The sequence below is a fragment of the Paenibacillus sp. 01T424 genome, assembly GCF_056398745.1.
Genome location: NZ_JBFTPZ010000062.1, coordinates 1 through 16,635 on the forward strand (window position 1 = coordinate 1; position 16,635 = coordinate 16,635).

A 16,635-nucleotide genomic window follows, 5' to 3' on the forward strand; every position below is an offset into this window, starting at 1 on the left:
ATGTAACGCTTCCTGGTATTCGCAACATTGCCGTTATTTTGTTCATACTCTCGGCCGGCAGCTTAATGAGCGCTGGTTATGAGCAGCTGCTCCTGCTGAACGGTCCGGCTACCGCCGCAATCGGCAGCGTACTCGATGTGCATGTTATCAGCTCCGGTATAGGTGAAGGCCGATTAAGTTATGCGGCTGCTGTAGGATTATTCCAGAGTGTCATTGCACTCATTCTTATCGTGACTGTCAACCGAATTGCTCGCAAGGTTAGCGACGTATCCCTGTTTTAAGGAGTGGTTTGATATGGCGAAAAGCCGATTTTCTATATTTAGCATTTGTAATTATATTTTCTTAACATTGTTCGGATTGTCGATGATCTACCCGTTTATTTACATTCTGGTCTACTCGCTCAACGATGGAAAAGATTCGATGATGGGTGCGCTTTATTTCTTCCCTCGTAAATTTACACTGGACAATTACGTAGAGGTTTTTGATAATGCCCGCATTTGGCAGGCCTACAAAATCACGCTGCTTCGAACGGTGCTCGGCACATTCCTGCACGTAGGGCTTTGTACGCTGATGGCTTATGCGCTTTCCAAAAAAACGCTGCCAGGAAGAACATTTTTTACGTATTACATCTTTTTGCCAACGATATTCAGCGCTGGATTCATTCCGTATTTCATCACTTTGCAGAAGCTGCATCTGATCAACAGTTTTTGGGTATATGTCATTCCGATGTTATTCAATTTCATGCATATCGTCATTCTTCGAACGTTCCTGCAAGGCATACCGGAGGAGCTAGAGGAATCGGCACGAATTGACGGCTACGGTGACTTTCAAATATTCCTTAAAATCATACTACCGTTATCGGGTCCAGTTCTTGCGACTATCGCTTTGTTTATCGGGGTTTCGCATTGGAACGACTGGTTTACAGGCGCCTATTATGTGTCGGATAAAAATCTGATACCAGTTCAAACGCTGCTGCAAGAATTGCTGACCGAAGCGGAAGCGCTATCATCCTCCATGCAGAGAGCGGCGCAGCAAGGCGGTCAGACCGTCAGCGTCAATGTGGCTGGGGCAACACCGGAATCGCTTCGAATGGCTTTGCTCGTTATCACGGTGTTTCCGATCTTGTGTATTTACCCGTTTTTGCAGCGTTACTTCGTCAAGGGCGTTATGATTGGCTCGGTCAAAGGATAATCGTCCGCATTCGGGACTTTATCATATTTCATTACAGTTCACGGGAGGGTTTTTATGAAGAACAAAAGAGCAAAAAGCACTTCGTTGTTTCTCGCAGTAACTCTGATGGCGGTTACGCTGTTTGGCTGCAGCAACAACAACGGTGGCGCCGTCAATAAGCCTTCGGACAACGCAGGCACAACTAACAGCGGTACAGAGCAAAAAGAGGTGAAACTCAAAGTTCTTCACAACTGGAACGGCTCCAGCGGCAGCGACACAGACACGACGGCGATCGAGAAGGTTATTAAAGAAAAAACGGGGATTACGATCGAGTGGGAATATACAAAGGGCAGTGAAGTTGAGAAAGTGAACACCATTTTTGCAACTCAAGATATGCCTGATATTTACACAGGTCCAGCTTGGGGCGGAGAGCTAGATGGAATTATAAAAGCAGCGAAGGAAGACCAATTGGTCGATCTTTCGGATAAGCTGGACAAATATCCAAATCTAGCAAAAGCGATTCAGAAAGACAATGTTCCGCCAGCGCTTTATGAGAAAGCTTTTGATGTGTATGACGGCAAGCAGTTCTTGCTTTACCAGAACCACCCTGCAACACCTGAGGATGCAATGGATTGGCTTTATGGCTTCTATGTCCGCAAGGATATTGCTGAGAAGGTTGGAGTAGACCCGCAATCCGTACGTACAAAGGAAGAGCTTTACAGCTTCCTGAAAAAAATCAAGGACGCTGACCTGAAGGAAAATGGCATGTCTGTTATTCCTCTCGGAGGCTTCCATAACGGCTGGGCTGTCGGTATCGGCAATACGATGTTCTATGGCTCTGGTTATGTAGATAAAGGTGATGGAACGCTGGAAAACAGCTTCTTCTCGAAACAATACGAGGATTATACGCTGTATTACCGCAAGCTGATCTCCGAAGGTCTGCTTGATCTTGAAGCGTTTACGCAAACTGATCCAATCGCGAATGAGAAAATCAAGCAAGGCCGTATTGCAGTGCTGGCTGCTCACTATCCAGCGATTCTCGATGCTTCCAAGGACTATGTGAAAGCGCATCCAGGCAGTGATTATATTCCAGTTGGCCCGCTTGAGCGTGCTGGCGCTGCTGCAGACCGTCCTGCTGACCTTTCTATTCAAGGAAACAACGTAACCGTTATTCCGAAAAAATCGAAAAACGTAGATGCAGCGCTTCGCTTGCTGGACTATCTTGCTTCTGATGAAGGTTTCCTTCTCGTACGTTACGGCATTCAAGGCGAACATTGGGATATGGAAAACGGCAAGCCTGTAGCCAAAAAAGAATGGTTTGATAAATTCTCAGCGGATACAACTGGCAAGATGAAGAAAAATGAAGGAATTGGCATTGGCCTTGAGAGCATGTCTGGCCAAGACCGCATCAACTCCGTTGGCGCTGGAGACATCTGGTCTGATCAGGATCGTCTGGCAGCAATGGATAATGCGCGTAAAATTTTACGCCCTAACGGTATTAGTGTTATTTCGGCATACAATCCTGGCGACGTTATGATTAAGTCTCCTCAGTGGGAAATGCTGAAGCCATCCATGGACAAAATAGGCGACGTCTGGAAAGAAGCGATTTATGCGAAATCGGATGAAGCGGCACTAAAAATCATTAATGATCTTCGCGGTCAGATGAATAAAACAGGCTATAAAGAAGCAATGCAGTTTACTAATGACAACTTGAAAGGCAAGGAAGTTGCTTTGTTTGGAATGGCAAACTAAAGGAGGCTTCTCGCTTTGACGAAGGGTTTGGGACAACGAGCAGAGTGGACCGGTTTTCAAGAATCAAGGCCGTATGGCCCGAAGTATGATTTGCGGACCGATTTTGTCATGGTATACGGAATATCTGATGATTTGCCTGAGCGGATCGAAGGCTGGAGAAATGCCGGCTATAAGATTCATTTGATGACAGGTGTATCTTGGGGGGAGTATCAGGACTACTTGTACGGTCGATTCGACGGACGGGAGCACTGGGATGAAGCTCAAATGGACCGCAGCGGAAATCATCTGCTTCATGGCAAGGATGTTCCTTATATGGTTCCGACCATTGCCTTCGCTGAATATTTGGCTTCTCATATTAAACGGGCAATCGACTCTGGTGCAGAAGCGATTCATTTGGAGGAGCCGGAATTTTGGGCGGCATCTGGTTATTCCGATGCGTTCAAGCGGGAGTGGCTGAATTATTACGGGGAGGATTGGATTCCTCCCCACTCCTCGCCGGACGCTCAGTATAGAGCATCCAAGCTGAAGGCGGCAATGTACTATCGTGCGCTTGACCGGCTTTGCAGTCAAATGAAGGAATATTCCTTAGTAACCTACGGTAGAACGGTGCGTTTCTATGTCCCAACTCACAGCTTGATCAATTACACGCAGTGGCGAATTATAAGTCCTGAGGCGCTGCTCGTGTCGATGCCTGGCTGTGACGGTTTCATTGCTCAGATCTGGACGGGAACGGCTCGTACTCCGAACGTTTATAAGGGGCTGCGCAGAGAGCGAACCTTCGAGACGGCATATTTGGAATATGGAATTATGCAGGAGCTCACTCGTGGGACGGGGCGTGAAATGTGGTTCCTTCACGATCCGATAGAGGATAACCCTAGATACAGCTGGAGCGACTATCGTAAAAACTATCGTTCTACTGTTGTTGCTTCCCTGCTGCATCCTGAGGTGAAGCAATACGAGGTATGCCCATGGCCGCGCCGTGTATTCGAGGGCAGCTACCCGACTGAGGACGGGAAAGGAAAAGAAATGATCCCGGGTGACTATGCGACCGTGCTTCTGACGGTCATGAATGTGCTGCGCGACATGCATAACCATGATGAGGTTGCTGGAGACGACGCCTATACAGCTGGCATTGGCCTTTGCTTATCCAACTCTGCAATGTATCAACGCGGGGACGTTATCCGTGAAGGCGAGCAGGAAGGCGAAGCCGCCAAATATGACGGAACGAGTTCAGCTGAAGAGCTGAGTGAAGAGCAGAAGGAGCTTCTTGACTGGTCGTCCTTTTACGGACTCGCGCTTCCGCTCGTGAAGGTAGGCATTCCGCTAAGACCGGTACAGCTGGACAATATTTTGACCTTCCCAGGGTATTTGGATCATTACCGGGTGCTGCTGCTCAGCTACGAATTTATGAAGCCGGAGCATCCGGGCATTCATCAAGCTATCGGACAATGGGTGAGGGAGGGCGGCATACTCATCTATGTCGGTGACGGCTCGGACCCCTATCATGAAGTACGGGAATGGTGGAACCGTGAGAACAGCCGCCGCTCTTACATGCGTCCGGAAGAACATTTATTCGAGTCGCTTGGCTTAGGTAGAAACCCGGAGCAAGGAGAGTTTACGGTAGGCAGCGGTGCTGTTTTATTTTACCGTGAGAATCCAGCGGAGTTGTCCCGTTCTGAAGCGGGTGCAGCTCTTATACGGAGTGCTGTAAAAAGGTCGCTCGAGATCCGCGGAGAAATGGTTGATTATAAGGAAAGCACCTCGCTGCATATTAGACGGGGGCCTTATGTCATTACTCATGTGCTGGATGAGAGGGAAGCGGATGATTCAATCATTCTGGAAGGATTGTTCGTTGATTTGTTCGAAGCGAGCATGCCTGTGAAACATTCCGTGGAAATCAAATCGGGCGAGGACAGCTTGTTGTTTGATTTGAACTACTCGGATAAACAGCTGGGAGAAACAAGTATTCTTGTTAGTTCGTCACGCATTCGTGAGGAGCTGTTGGCTGAAAACGGAATTTCCTTTGTTTCAGAGTCACCGCTGGACATCACGGTTAGTACGCGCCTGCGTGTTCCAAGTGAGCCTAGCAGCGTCACAGCTGGTGATCAAGCGGCATCATACGAGTATGATGGAGAGTCAGGAACGGTGCTTCTTCGCTATCCAGGCATTCCGGAAGGAATTGCAGTAAGCGTGGAATGGTAATGCGATAACAAACAAACGATTGAAGGGGCTGTCCCAAAGTGATGAACTCACTGGAGAGATAGCTGGATATGAATATTGAAAAAATGGCGTCACAGAGATTTAATCCTGTGACGCCATTTTTCTATTTTGGTCTATTGATGTTTGCTTAAGCAAATAGTGGACAAGCGAATCTTGGCGTATGATCGAGGTAGGAAATGGAGCAATAAGCACATATATGTTCTTACAGCGAGAGAAAGGGCTAGGTTTGTTGTCTGTAAGCACATATATGCGCTTATAGAGTAGCTGCGGCGTATGATCGAGGTAGGAAATGGACAAATAAGCACGTATATGTTCTTACAGCGAGAGAAAGGGCTAGGTTTGTTATCTGTAAGCACAWATATGCGCTTATAGAGTAGCTGCGGCGTATGATCGAGGTRGGAAATGGAGCAATAAGCACGTATATGTTCTTACAGCGAKAGAAAGGGCTAGGTTTGTTGTCTGTAAGCACATATATGCGCTTATAGAGTAGCTGCGGCGTATGATCGAGGTGGGAAATGGAGCTGGAGCTCAGACAGAGTGAACGTTTTCGGACCTATAACTTACGAACCTAGCAGCTCTTATTTTAATCAAAGGTAATAGATTAAAAGTTTAACGAACTGCAGAATCGTTATTTCGAGAAAAATAGCTAATGCACCCAATTTACCATGCTATAACGTTCATATGATTCGTTAAAACTTAAGTAAGCTAGTTTTCATCACAATAAGAATAATACAGTTCGTTAGAGAGTTGATCTTGGGATGCCTTGATATGTTATGCGCAGAAATGGCTGAAAAAAGTTTGAGCAGTGGATGGGTACAAATTGCTGAGAAACGGTTATACTTAAGCACTTGAACAACACGGAAGCCATATTATTATACGATTAGGAAGCGATTTGATGATAAAAACCCATTCCAAGCTCAATCGGCAAAATGTGTTTACTGGTATATTATCTGCGATGCTGGCATGTACAGGCGGAGCCGTACTCATCGTTAGCAGCGCTGAAAAAGCAGGTTTTTCAACCTTAGAGCTCGTCGCGTGGCTGTTCGCCGTTTATTTTTTTGGCGGACTGCTGAACATAGCTTTGACGTTGATATATAAAATTCCGTTTGGCGGCGCGCATTCGATAACCGCCGTTGCTTTCTTAAGCACTTCTGCGACACAGTTTACCGTGCAGGAGTTAGCTGGTGCGAGCATTATTTCCGGGTTTATTATCGCTGTATTTGGTTTATCTGGTCTGTCCGATAAGCTGCTGGCTTTCCTGCCCAAGCCGCTGATGGATGCGATGCTTGCCGGTTTAATATTCAACCATATTGTAAAAATCGTTCCCGCGGTCAAGGATGCTCCCTTTGTCGGGTTCATGGCATTGGTCGGTTTTTTCTTATTTCCCCGTTTATTCAAGGGCTTTCCGCCTGTGCTCGGCGTCGTTTGTATGGGGCTGCTTGCTCTATGGATTGGCTATGATTTGCCTCCTATGGAGGTGCTGCCGTTTGCGCTGCCGCATGTGGTGAGCCCTGAGTTTTCGATTAATGGGCTGTTATCGTTAGCTATCCCTTTGTCGATACTCGTGCTTAGCAACGATTTGTTTGTAGCTTTGGCAGCACTTCGCAAAAATGGCTATGAGCCATCCGCTTCCAAGACGATTACGATAACTGGTTTTGCCACGACTGCTGTAGCGTTTCTTGGCGGTCATAGCGTAAATGTTGGCGGAATGATGAGTATGCTGTGCAGCAGCGAAGAAGCTGGTGCAAAGGAATCTCGTCCTTATGCAGCGATTGTCTCGGGCGCATTAGTGGCGCTGTTTGGATTATTTGCTTGGAAGGTTATTGCCTTTATTAATATTCTGCCGTCTTCATTTATTTGGCTTCTAACGGGTTTTTCATTGATGGGGGTATTCATTCAAAGCCTTCAATCAGCTTTTTCGGAATCTGCCTACCGCTACTCAACGGCCTTTACATTTGCGATTGCGGTAGCAAACGTCGCCTTTCTCGGCGTTTCTGCGCCTGTTTGGTGCTTGGCAATCGGCATGGTTACGATGAAATTGCTGGGCGAGGGAACACGCAGCAATAGCAATGATGCTGTTCGTCAAAATAAATAGTAATAAAAGGGGACGATTATTCCCACGGAAACTTCGTCAGTAAAAAGTCTGCAAACTTTTTGCTCTCTTCTCTGCGCTGCTTCCTCATTGCCGTTCGGTGCTCGGCCGTTTCATATAATTTAATTTCTTCTTCCGTTTCAGGGACAATACGAGGTACAGGTATTGTCTTATTTTGTTCATCTAGGGCGACAAAAGTAAGAAAAGAGGTAGCTGCTATTTTTCGCTCGCCGCTTCTTAAGTCTTCTCGTATCACTTTCACAAAAACCTCGATTGAACTTTTGCCCGTCCAAGTAACGAAGGACTCTAGGGAAACGGAATCTGTTGGCCGGATTGGATGCAAGAAATCAACGGAATCCGTCGAAGCGGTTACCGCGGTAACTCTGCATAATTTGGAAGCGGATATCGAAGCAATATCATCGATATAAGACATAAGTTTGCCGCCGAACAACGTGTTGTGATTGTTTACATCGGTTGGGAATACTCTTGAAACCTTAAAGGATCGCGTTTCTTTGACATATTTATTTTCCAAAGCATTCACACAACTTTCTAGAAAGTGGCTGATCTTTGGGTATTTTCTCCCCTTTATGGATAGGTTATGCTTCTAAAATAAAACTTAAAAGGGTTCCACATATAATGCTTGATCAGTATGTGGAACCCTTTATATATAGTTACTCTTGGCTGAGCTTTAACAATTGATCATTAACATTTTCGGTACTTAATCCCCCGTGATAACAAACGACGGATGCAATATCGAGGTCTACGTATTTTTTCAAAGAGAGACGAGCCTCTTTTATATCCGGTGTAGTCGGGACATGAATTCCCCCGAGAATCCCGTTTACACTATACATTGAATCACCAGCAATGAGCGTTTTACTTTGCTTTAAATAAAGGCTAATATGGCCGGGAGTGTGCCCAGGCGTGTGGATGACGCGTATCCCGCCGCAAAACGGCAGTTCTTGACCGTCGATCAGCGTATCGTCCACTCTGCCTTTCGGAGGATTCTCAAGGTGCCGGTCTTTTAAAAGCGGGATCTCTCCCTGAATATATGGCTTATCCAATTCATGCGCATAAATTTTAATATGATGACCATACTCTTTCAAAATCTCAGGAAGGCAGCCGATATGGTCCATATCCTGATGCGTTAAAATGACAGCTTTTAGTTTGTCTAACGACACATCTGCTTTTTCAATGGCTGCGCGTAAATCTTCGATTTGCCCTGGAAAACCTGTATCTATTAAAACAGCCGTATCTTGATCCCACAAAAGAATGGGATGAATAATCGTTCCGTGAAAATCTAGTTGAAGCATTTCTACACCCTTTGAAATCTCCATAATAGCGAGCCTCCGTAAAATTAGATTTATATAGCTGTTATTATGCAGTGACGTGGTAGTTGATATTTTTTTCGCAAAATGAACTTTAATAACCTCTGTAATCTCTTATCTATGAAAGGGGTGAGAACATGAATGTAAGCCGTCTTGTCAAACAAGCTCAAAAAGGCAACAAAGAAGCTTTATTACAACTAATCATAGCCGATCAGGACGCTTATTATCGTCTTGCCTACAGCTATTTGAGAAATGAGCATGACGCGATGGATGCCATGGCAGACATGATTGTTACGCTTTATGAAAAGCTGGATCAATTGCAAAAGAGCGAAGCCTTCTACAGCTGGAGCAAAACCATTCTCGTCAATCGTTGCAAAAAACTACTCCGCCAAAAAGAACGATTTGTTCCACTGGGAGACGAGGGTGAGTCATCCTTTGCTGGATTAACTGAAGACAACCCTTATCGCAATACGGAGTCTGAGATGAACATGCAGGTGCTGCTTTCTAATCTAAATGCACAGCAGCGGGAAGCCATCGAGCTTCGTTATGTACATGATCTCCCGTATCAGACGATTGCGGACATGACTTGTTCGCCGATTGGCACAATCAAATCAAGAATTTCGCAAGGTATTCAAAAACTGAAAGCGATGATCGGAGGGGATCGTAATGAAAACGATCGAGGAGAGATTGCAGGAGCACAAACAGACCTTGAATATCGTGCAGGCACCGTCAGGACTTGAGGACAGACTTCGCAATGCACTTGAGCATGTTCCCACGAAGAAAAGAAAGCTGAATAGAGCGATGATATGGGTTGTCGCATCAGCTGCAGCACTCCTTTTGATTGTTGGCACTTATCAATATCCTGCGTTTGCTTATTACGGAGGCAAGTTGTTTAACAAAATCGAGCTGAACTCGCTTAGCTTCTCTGAAGTGGCGGAGCAAGGCTACGGACAATCGGTCAACAAAAGCAAAACGCTAGAGGACGGTACTGTCATTACCATCAACGGGGTTATTGCGGACGATAACGCTTTACTCATGTATTATAGCATTGATAGACCCGAAGGCTCTGTATTTACTGACAATAGTTCACTGCGTTACAACGTGGGTCAAATGGAAGGGTTCTTAACGGATTCCGATCCCAAAGAAGGAAGCGGCAATTATAGCAAAGACGAGACCCAGTACGAGGGCGTCTATAAATTTGAATCGGTTAGTCCATTCTCTAGAACATTAACCGTTACATTTAGTGAGTGGCTAGAAAATGGGGAACGGGCATCTTACCCAATCTCCTTCAAGTTTGAAGCGAATAAAGCGATGAAAAGCATGCTTAAAGAGGATATCTCAAAATCTGTTTCGGTCGATGAGGGATCGGTCCACTATGACGCCATCACAGCTTCACCTACTTCTACCATCGTAAAGGGACATTATGAAATGAATGATGGGGGATACCCGAGGTTCTCAGGCAAAACAAAGCTTTATGTGAATGGAACAGAAGTGAAATCATGGGGAATGCAGTCGGATCATTCCGGTGAAAAGGGCAAGGCAGCATTTGAACTTGAATTTGATGTGCTGCCGACAGACAAGCTGGAAAACATTGAGCTCGTACTCGAAAATTTTGCTGGCTATCAGAAAATAGAAGAACCGATCTCCCTAGCCTCGCCATCAGATCTGTCCATAAAGATTGGGAATGAAAAGTTATGGATTCGCAGCGTTACAAAAACCGATACAGGTTATGATATCGTTATCGCCAGAAAACAATTTACAATCTTGGAAACAGAAAACTTATCTGTTCAATCGGGTGATAGTGTAGTTCCCGTCTCATCCATTTCCTCATCACGCCCGTGGGATTTGAAAAATGGCAATATCTTGTGGGAGCAGACGTTTTCTTTTAACACGGAAGAGGAACCGGAACAGCTGCTGCTTAACGGATTTTCCTATATTAAAACCTACGATAAGACCATCTCTATTCCTATGGAAATCAAAAAGTAATTTGTATCAAACAATAAATGAAAAAGGGCTTCCCAAAAGCAGAAATGTTGCTCTCTGGGAAGCCCTTTCTTTTTAGGCTGGAAAGACTAAAGTTCCTTGCTATGGTGAAGCGGATTATAGCTGTAAGTTGCGATCAATTAAAGAGATGCGCTGCTCTACACATGCGTAGGAGCGAAGCGGATCTTCCGGTGTGTTTAAGCAATAGTCGAGCAGTTGATCAACGGTAGTTGCAGCAACGTGACAGCGTGTGTCGGAGGAAGCGTAGTAAATATAGACGTTGCCGTTATCTTGTGCGATAACACCGTTGCAGAAAGCTACGTTCGATACGTCGCCGACACGTTCAATGCCTTCTGGCGCAAGCAAGTGGCCGCCTGGACGATGCGTTACTTTGTTAGGCTCCTGCAAGTCGGATAGGAATGCATATAGTACATAACGCAAGCCTGCCGCGGTGTTGCGAACGCCGTGAGCAATATGAATCCAGCCTTTGTCCGTCTTAATTGGTGCAGGGCCTTGACCGTTTTTCACTTCTTTAATTGTATGATAATGGCGTTCATCAATAATGATCTCACGCTCTACAACAGCGTTCTCGATCGTATCGGATAGTCCCCAGCCAATACCGCCGCCTGAACCCGTATCGATAAAGCCGTCCTGTGGACGAGTATAGAAGGCGTATTTTCCGTCTACAAATTCAGGGTGAAGCACGACGTTGCGCTGTTGGTTGGACGCTGTTTTTAGATCAGTAAGGCGCTCCCATTGCTTCAAATCCTTTGTTCTTACGATACCGCATTGTGCAATCGCGCTCGACAGATCTCCTTTTGGAGCGGAAGGATCTTTTCTCTCTGTGCAGAACAGACCATAAATCCAGCCGTCCTCATGTTGAACGAGGCGCATATCATAGACGTTAATATCGGGATCGCTTGTTTCTGGAAGCAAAATAGGGTGGTTCCAGAAGCGGAAACCATCAACGGGGCTGTCGCTCTCTGCAATGGCAAAAAATGATTTGCGATCATTGCCTTCAACGCGCGCTACGAGATGGAATTTGCCATTTAAGAAGATTGCGCCTGGATTGAATACGCAATGAACACCGAGGCGCTCCATGAAATAAGGGTTCGTCTCAGGATTAAAATCATATTTCCAAATCAGCGGAGCATGTTCTGCTGTTAGAACGGGGTGTACGTAACGATCAAAAACGCCGTTGCTAACTTCTGCAGGCTCGTTTTTACGCTGTACGAGCGCCTCATAACGGTCCGTTAGCATTTGCTTGCGTTCATTAAATTTACTCATTGAATAAACCTCCATTAGTGTGAAGTTGCTGTACCAGACAAGCGTTCGATCATTTCAAAGCATGCGCGTCCATTATGATAAGGGCATTTCCAAGGGCTGACCTTTTGTATATTGTCGCTTGGAGCTCCATCGCGAGTTACGCTCCAGTGCCATTCGCCAAACTGTTTGTCGACGATAAAATTTTCAATGAACTGCCAAGATTTCAAGGCAGCCTCAAGGTATCTCTCATCGCCCGTCATTTGATAAGCATTATAGAAACCAACAACAGCTTCTGCTTGCGGCCACCAATCCTTGTGCGAATCGATGATCCCATCAGGACCTGCCTCATTAAGAAGACCGCCATCCTCGTCAACGCCTTCATTCAGCGTCGCTTCTGCCATTCGAATGGCGATCGCTTTGGCTTCAGCCAGCAATGCTGCATCTCCAAGCACTTCAGCCGCCTCGACTAGCAGCCAGCTGCCCTCGATATCGTGACCGTAAGAAATGTGCTCAGATCTGCCGTTCCATTTTTCATCGAAGAAAAGGATAAAGTGCGCGTTATCTGGGTTAATAATATGTTTTATTGTGATTTCGATTAGTTCTTTCAGCTTGGCTTGCAGCACATCCGACTTCCATACCCTGTAAAGGTTCGTATAACCCTCCATGATGTGGAGATGAGTATTCATGGATTTCTTCTCATTCAAATCCTTTTCACTCAAGCTATTATCGTCGGTTTCCAGCCACTCGCGTGTAAGAGCTTCAAAATAACCTTTATATTGCTCATCGTAGCTATATTTCTCAAGCGTATGAAATAATGAGATCGCTTTCTGAAGCGCAGCTTCATTCCCGGTAGCGCGGTAATACTCGGAGTAAGCATAAATAGCAAAGGCTTGACCGTATACCTGCTTTTTCGTTTCGGCTGGGCTGCCAGCTGCATCAACCATCCAGTATAATCCGCCGTATTCTTGATCTACAAAGTATTTATTTACATATTGATAGGCACGGTCAGCCATTTCGAGATAAGCTTCATTGCCAGTCATGCGATAAGCGGAGGCAAAGGTCCACAAGATCCGTGTGTTAAGCACCAGGCTTTTGCCAGCTTCATCGTTAACGGTTAAATCTCTGCTGATATTGCCGTAGAAACCGCCTTTTTGCTCATCGATCGTATGCTTCATCCAAAAGCCGAGAATGTTAGATTCCAGCTCTTGCTTGATGCTTGCCAGCCACTGCTCGTTAGTTACGTTCATTCGCCCAAACCTCCGTCACTCGATTCAGCTATTTTGGCTGCATAATATTGACGAACCGTTTGTTCTGCTTGCTTGCCATACATACAATAATCGTCGTTAGCACTCGCATCGGCCTCTTCATATAGTCTCGCCGGCCAATCCCAAAGCATAAAGCCGCCAACCCAATCACGCTTGTCCGTATGGGAGAACATCGTCTCGTAGAACTGACGCTGAACCTCTTCGCTGGGCGCGCCTGCAAGTCCCCAATCGTTCGGAATATACTGCGAGCCTTCGCGGCTAGGGCAGCCTGCTTCCATGAAGAAAAAAGGCTTGTCGTATTCGGATACGACCTTTTCAATTCGGTTCAGCTGCTCTTCCCAAGCATCGATAGGGTAGTAGCCGCTGGAAGAAATGACATCAACAGCATCCCACCATTTAATTTGGCCTTCTTGATATTTGTCACAGTTGTACGTAACGATGCCGGAATAAACTTTGCGAACCTCTGCGATGAGCTCACGCCATTCCGTTTCTCTGCGATCGGTTTGAACCATTTCGCATCCAACACAAAACATTTCGCAACCTGTATCTTCAGCCATTTTGGCATAGTGCAAAATGAATGTGGTATACGAAGCGAACCAGTCAGACCATTTTGGCTCGCAAGGCACATCGAGATCAAAAAAATTAATATGAGCACGCCATGTGCCATCCGCACAATTGACGACCGGCTTCAAACAAACGTTAAGGCCTAGTTCTTTCGCTTTGTGAATGGCACTAAGAACTTCCTCATCGGTAACCGTAGGCGCCTCGCGAAACTTAATTTCGGTAGAGTGGGCATGATCTTGAAGTGCGCCAAGTGCAATAGCTGTCCAGTTCACGCTTAACCGCTCGGCCATTAATTCCATCGAACGATCCGCTTTTTCGCCAGTCCATGTGCCTCGAATGCCTGTCCAGCCCCATGTCATTCCGCCTATATAGGCTGCTTTAGTTGTCATTGGAGTCGCCTCACTTTATATTTGGTATTTTTGTTATTGCTAATAATATTTTTGTTATATAACAAGTAAACATGATTCTAGTCTTGTTTGCAATACCTTTCTTGAACAGCAAGCAACCTTATAAAATTGCTTCATTTAATAACGCAGAAAGCGGCATGTGTATGCACAATAATGAGTGAATATACGTAAAAAAGCGTTTTCAAAAAATGACAGTTGAAGACTATAAATCATATTTTAAACCATTTTAGAACCACATTTTATGAGGTATTATCGAAATGTAAGCGGAATCAAAACGAGCTGAGGGGGATTTAGAAAATGAAAAAAGTCATTTCGTTAGCACTTGTTTCTGTAGTTATGCTAACATCGTTAGCTGCTTGTGGTGGGAATAACACAAACACGAATTCACCTACGAACAAGCCGAGCACGGATAACACCGCAACGAACAAACCGGAGAACGGTGGATCAGAGGAAGCGTCAAACATTAAAGGTGAGGTTGTATTCTTAACAAACCGTACCGACATGATTGACAAACAGTACGTCGATTACGAAAAACGTTTTGAAGACAAATACCCTGGTGTCGATCTTAAATTTGAAGCCATTACGGATTATGATAAAACGTTGAAAATCCGCATCGCTTCCGGAGACTTCCCTGATGTCGTATTTGTACCAACCATTCCAAACGCAGAGCTGCCTAATTATTTCGCTCCGCTTGACGACATTGCATTCTCAGGTGAAATTCACTTCAAAGATTTGAAAGCGCAAGAAGGCAAAATGTATGGCGTATCCTCCGGCGGATCGACAGTCGGTATCGTTTACAACAAGAAAGCATTCGAGAAAGCGGGCATTACAGCTCTTCCAAAAACATACGACGAATTTCTAGCTGCATCGCAAAAGCTTAAAGACGCAGGCATCGTGCCGCTTGCATCAAACTTCAAAGATAAATGGCCGCTTGATACTTGGGTATACGATGTTCCAACACTAATTGGCGGAGCTTCTGACCACCAAAACAAACGTGCTGAATCGGAAACACCGTACACGCTTGATAATGCATACGGCAAATCATGGGGAATTCTTCGTGAGATGTACACAAAAGGTTTCCTAGAAACAGATGTGAACTCGACGAACTGGGAGCAATCGAAAAAAGACGTAGCAACTGGAAAATTCGGTATGTATCTGCTTGGCAACTGGGTAATTAACCAAGTAATCGAGAATGGCGCTCCTGCTGAAGACATTGGCTTCTTCCCATTCCCGGTCGACAACACTGGCGAAGCGAAAGCACCGCTTAACCCGGATTTCTTCTATGCAGTTAACAAAAACGGCAATGTTGAAGCAGGTAAAGCATTCGTACAATGGATGATCGAAGAATCCGGTTATGATGATTTCGCAGGTTTCATTCCTACTTTGAAAGCCAAAGAATCGAAGCTTCCACAGCTTGCGGAATTCAACAGCTTTACCCCTAAATTTTTCGAGCCAGCTGCACCAGTAGATGCAGCGACAGAAATTCAAAACAAAGCGCAGCTTGATCAAGCTGCAGTTGTACAAGAATTCGTATTAGCTAAAGACCCGCAAAAGGTATTGGATAAAGTGAACACAGCGTGGGCGAAAGCGAAAAAAGATTTAGGATTGTAAGGGCTGCGTGCAGGATGGATAACCTTTAACGGTTGTCTATCCTGCACCTTCCGATTAGAAAGACGCAGGGAGGATGGGGTTGTCTCATGTTTAGCAGATTGCCTTTTAAAACACAGAAGAACTATGTCATTATTGGCTTCGTCGCATTGCCGCTGCTGCTGCTGCTGACATTCGCCTATTATCCGGCAATGGAACTCATTCGATTAAGCTTTACGAGCTGGGACGGCTTAAGTCAAAACAAACCATGGATTGGTTGGTCGAACTACAAAGAAGTATTTTCAAATCCAGCTATATTTGGTGTCTTCAAACATAACTTTGCCTATTTCGCTGTTGGAATTGTACAAAATATCGCCGCGATTTATTTCGCAGTGGTGCTGAACAGCAAGCTGAAGGGGAAAAACTTTTTCAGGCTGCTGCTTTTTTTACCGTACATCCTAAATGGCGTTGCTGTAGCATACTTATTCGGTTACGTATTCGATACGACAAACGGATCATTAAACTATTTGCTAGGACAGCTCGGCTTTGATGCACTCTCCAAAACAAGCTGGCTCGGCAGTGGTTCTTTTGTAAACTATACGCTTGCTTCTATTGGCTTCTGGCGCTTTATGGGCTTCAATATGGTCATTTATTTGGCGGCGCTTCAATCGATTCCAAGTGATATTTACGAAGCGGCATCGATTGACGGGGCAAACGGCTGGCAAAAATTTATTAGCATCACGCTGCCGAACATTTACAAAATTATCGAGCTCAATTTGTTCCTAACGGTAACCGGGGCTTTAGAGGTGTTTGATCTGCCTTATATTTTAACTAAGGGCGGGCCGGCAGGATCGAGTGAAACCTTCGTTATGAAAATTGTTGAGACCGCCTTTCAGTTCAACAACTATGGCTTGGCATCCGCAATGAGCGTCGTCTTGTTACTCTTTGTTGTCATTGTATTATCGATTCAGCGGTTTTTGTTGAAAGGAAAGGGGGAATAATCG

At 45.3% G+C, this 16,635-nt stretch carries 13 protein-coding genes and 1 pseudogene; 9 read left to right on the forward strand and 5 right to left on the reverse strand.

Going from position 1 to position 16,635, the window contains the following annotated elements:
* From AC1DPK_RS30825 to AC1DPK_RS30845, 5 genes and pseudogenes are all read left to right on the forward strand, one after another.
* Positions 1–281: pseudogene (locus AC1DPK_RS30825) on the forward strand (sugar ABC transporter permease); the annotation flags it as partial.
* Between the two features lie 13 nt (positions 282–294).
* Positions 295–1,191, forward strand: a complete 897-nt coding sequence (locus tag AC1DPK_RS30830) for a carbohydrate ABC transporter permease (protein WP_339204670.1) — start codon at positions 295–297, stop codon at positions 1,189–1,191.
* 54 nt (positions 1,192–1,245) lie between these two features.
* Entirely contained in the window at positions 1,246–2,922 is a 1,677-nt protein-coding gene (locus AC1DPK_RS30835) for an extracellular solute-binding protein (RefSeq protein ID WP_477512634.1), read from the forward strand.
* A 15-nt stretch (positions 2,923–2,937) separates the two neighbouring features.
* On the forward strand, positions 2,938–5,124 hold the full coding sequence (locus AC1DPK_RS30840; RefSeq protein WP_477512635.1) for a hypothetical protein: 2,187 nt from the start codon (positions 2,938–2,940) through the stop codon (positions 5,122–5,124).
* A 913-nt stretch (positions 5,125–6,037) separates the two neighbouring features.
* On the forward strand, positions 6,038–7,237 hold the full coding sequence (locus AC1DPK_RS30845; protein WP_477512636.1) for a benzoate/H(+) symporter BenE family transporter: 1,200 nt from the start codon (positions 6,038–6,040) through the stop codon (positions 7,235–7,237).
* A 16-nt stretch (positions 7,238–7,253) separates the two neighbouring features.
* Here the strand turns inward: AC1DPK_RS30845 and AC1DPK_RS30850 are convergent, their stop codons facing one another.
* Both AC1DPK_RS30850 and AC1DPK_RS30855 read right to left on the reverse strand, forming a co-directional pair.
* Positions 7,254–7,766, reverse strand: coding sequence for an acyl-CoA thioesterase (locus tag AC1DPK_RS30850; RefSeq protein WP_477512637.1), 513 nt, complete (start codon positions 7,764–7,766; stop codon positions 7,254–7,256).
* Between the two features lie 139 nt (positions 7,767–7,905).
* Positions 7,906–8,568, reverse strand: coding sequence for an MBL fold metallo-hydrolase (locus AC1DPK_RS30855; RefSeq protein ID WP_477512638.1), 663 nt, complete (start codon positions 8,566–8,568; stop codon positions 7,906–7,908).
* Between the two features lie 128 nt (positions 8,569–8,696).
* Between AC1DPK_RS30855 and AC1DPK_RS30860 the strand changes: the two genes are divergently transcribed.
* Positions 8,697–9,299 (forward strand): RNA polymerase sigma factor, encoded by a 603-nt coding sequence (locus AC1DPK_RS30860; RefSeq protein WP_430059651.1) that lies wholly within the window; start codon positions 8,697–8,699, stop codon positions 9,297–9,299.
* Positions 9,226–10,545 (forward strand): DUF4179 domain-containing protein, encoded by a 1,320-nt coding sequence (locus AC1DPK_RS30865; protein ID WP_477512639.1) that lies wholly within the window; start codon positions 9,226–9,228, stop codon positions 10,543–10,545. Before AC1DPK_RS30860 ends, AC1DPK_RS30865 begins: the two co-directional genes overlap by 74 nt.
* A 114-nt stretch (positions 10,546–10,659) precedes the next feature.
* On the opposite strand, the gene AC1DPK_RS30870 is transcribed toward AC1DPK_RS30865, so the two are convergent.
* The 3 genes from AC1DPK_RS30870 to AC1DPK_RS30880 are packed head-to-tail and all read right to left on the reverse strand — an operon-like array spanning position 10,660 to position 14,026.
* The gene (locus AC1DPK_RS30870) at positions 10,660–11,829 is read right to left on the reverse strand and encodes a glycoside hydrolase family 130 protein (RefSeq protein WP_477512640.1); all 1,170 of its coding nucleotides are present in this window, start codon (positions 11,827–11,829) and stop codon (positions 10,660–10,662) included.
* 14 nt (positions 11,830–11,843) lie between these two features.
* Positions 11,844–13,055: an AGE family epimerase/isomerase gene (locus AC1DPK_RS30875; protein WP_477512641.1), complete on the reverse strand. Its 1,212-nt coding sequence runs from the start codon at positions 13,053–13,055 to the stop codon at positions 11,844–11,846.
* Positions 13,052–14,026, reverse strand: a complete 975-nt coding sequence (locus tag AC1DPK_RS30880; protein ID WP_477512642.1) for a glycoside hydrolase family 113 — start codon at positions 14,024–14,026, stop codon at positions 13,052–13,054. The genes AC1DPK_RS30875 and AC1DPK_RS30880 overlap by 4 nt, the downstream gene beginning before the upstream one ends.
* Before the next feature lie 315 nt (positions 14,027–14,341).
* On the opposite strand from AC1DPK_RS30880, the gene AC1DPK_RS30885 reads away from it, so the two are divergent.
* Together AC1DPK_RS30885 and AC1DPK_RS30890 are read left to right on the forward strand one after the other, a co-directional pair.
* Entirely contained in the window at positions 14,342–15,655 is a 1,314-nt protein-coding gene (locus AC1DPK_RS30885; protein WP_477512643.1) for an ABC transporter substrate-binding protein, read from the forward strand.
* 86 nt (positions 15,656–15,741) lie between these two features.
* Entirely contained in the window at positions 15,742–16,632 is an 891-nt protein-coding gene (locus AC1DPK_RS30890; protein WP_076268981.1) for a carbohydrate ABC transporter permease, read from the forward strand.
* Positions 16,633–16,635: the final 3 nt, after the last annotated feature.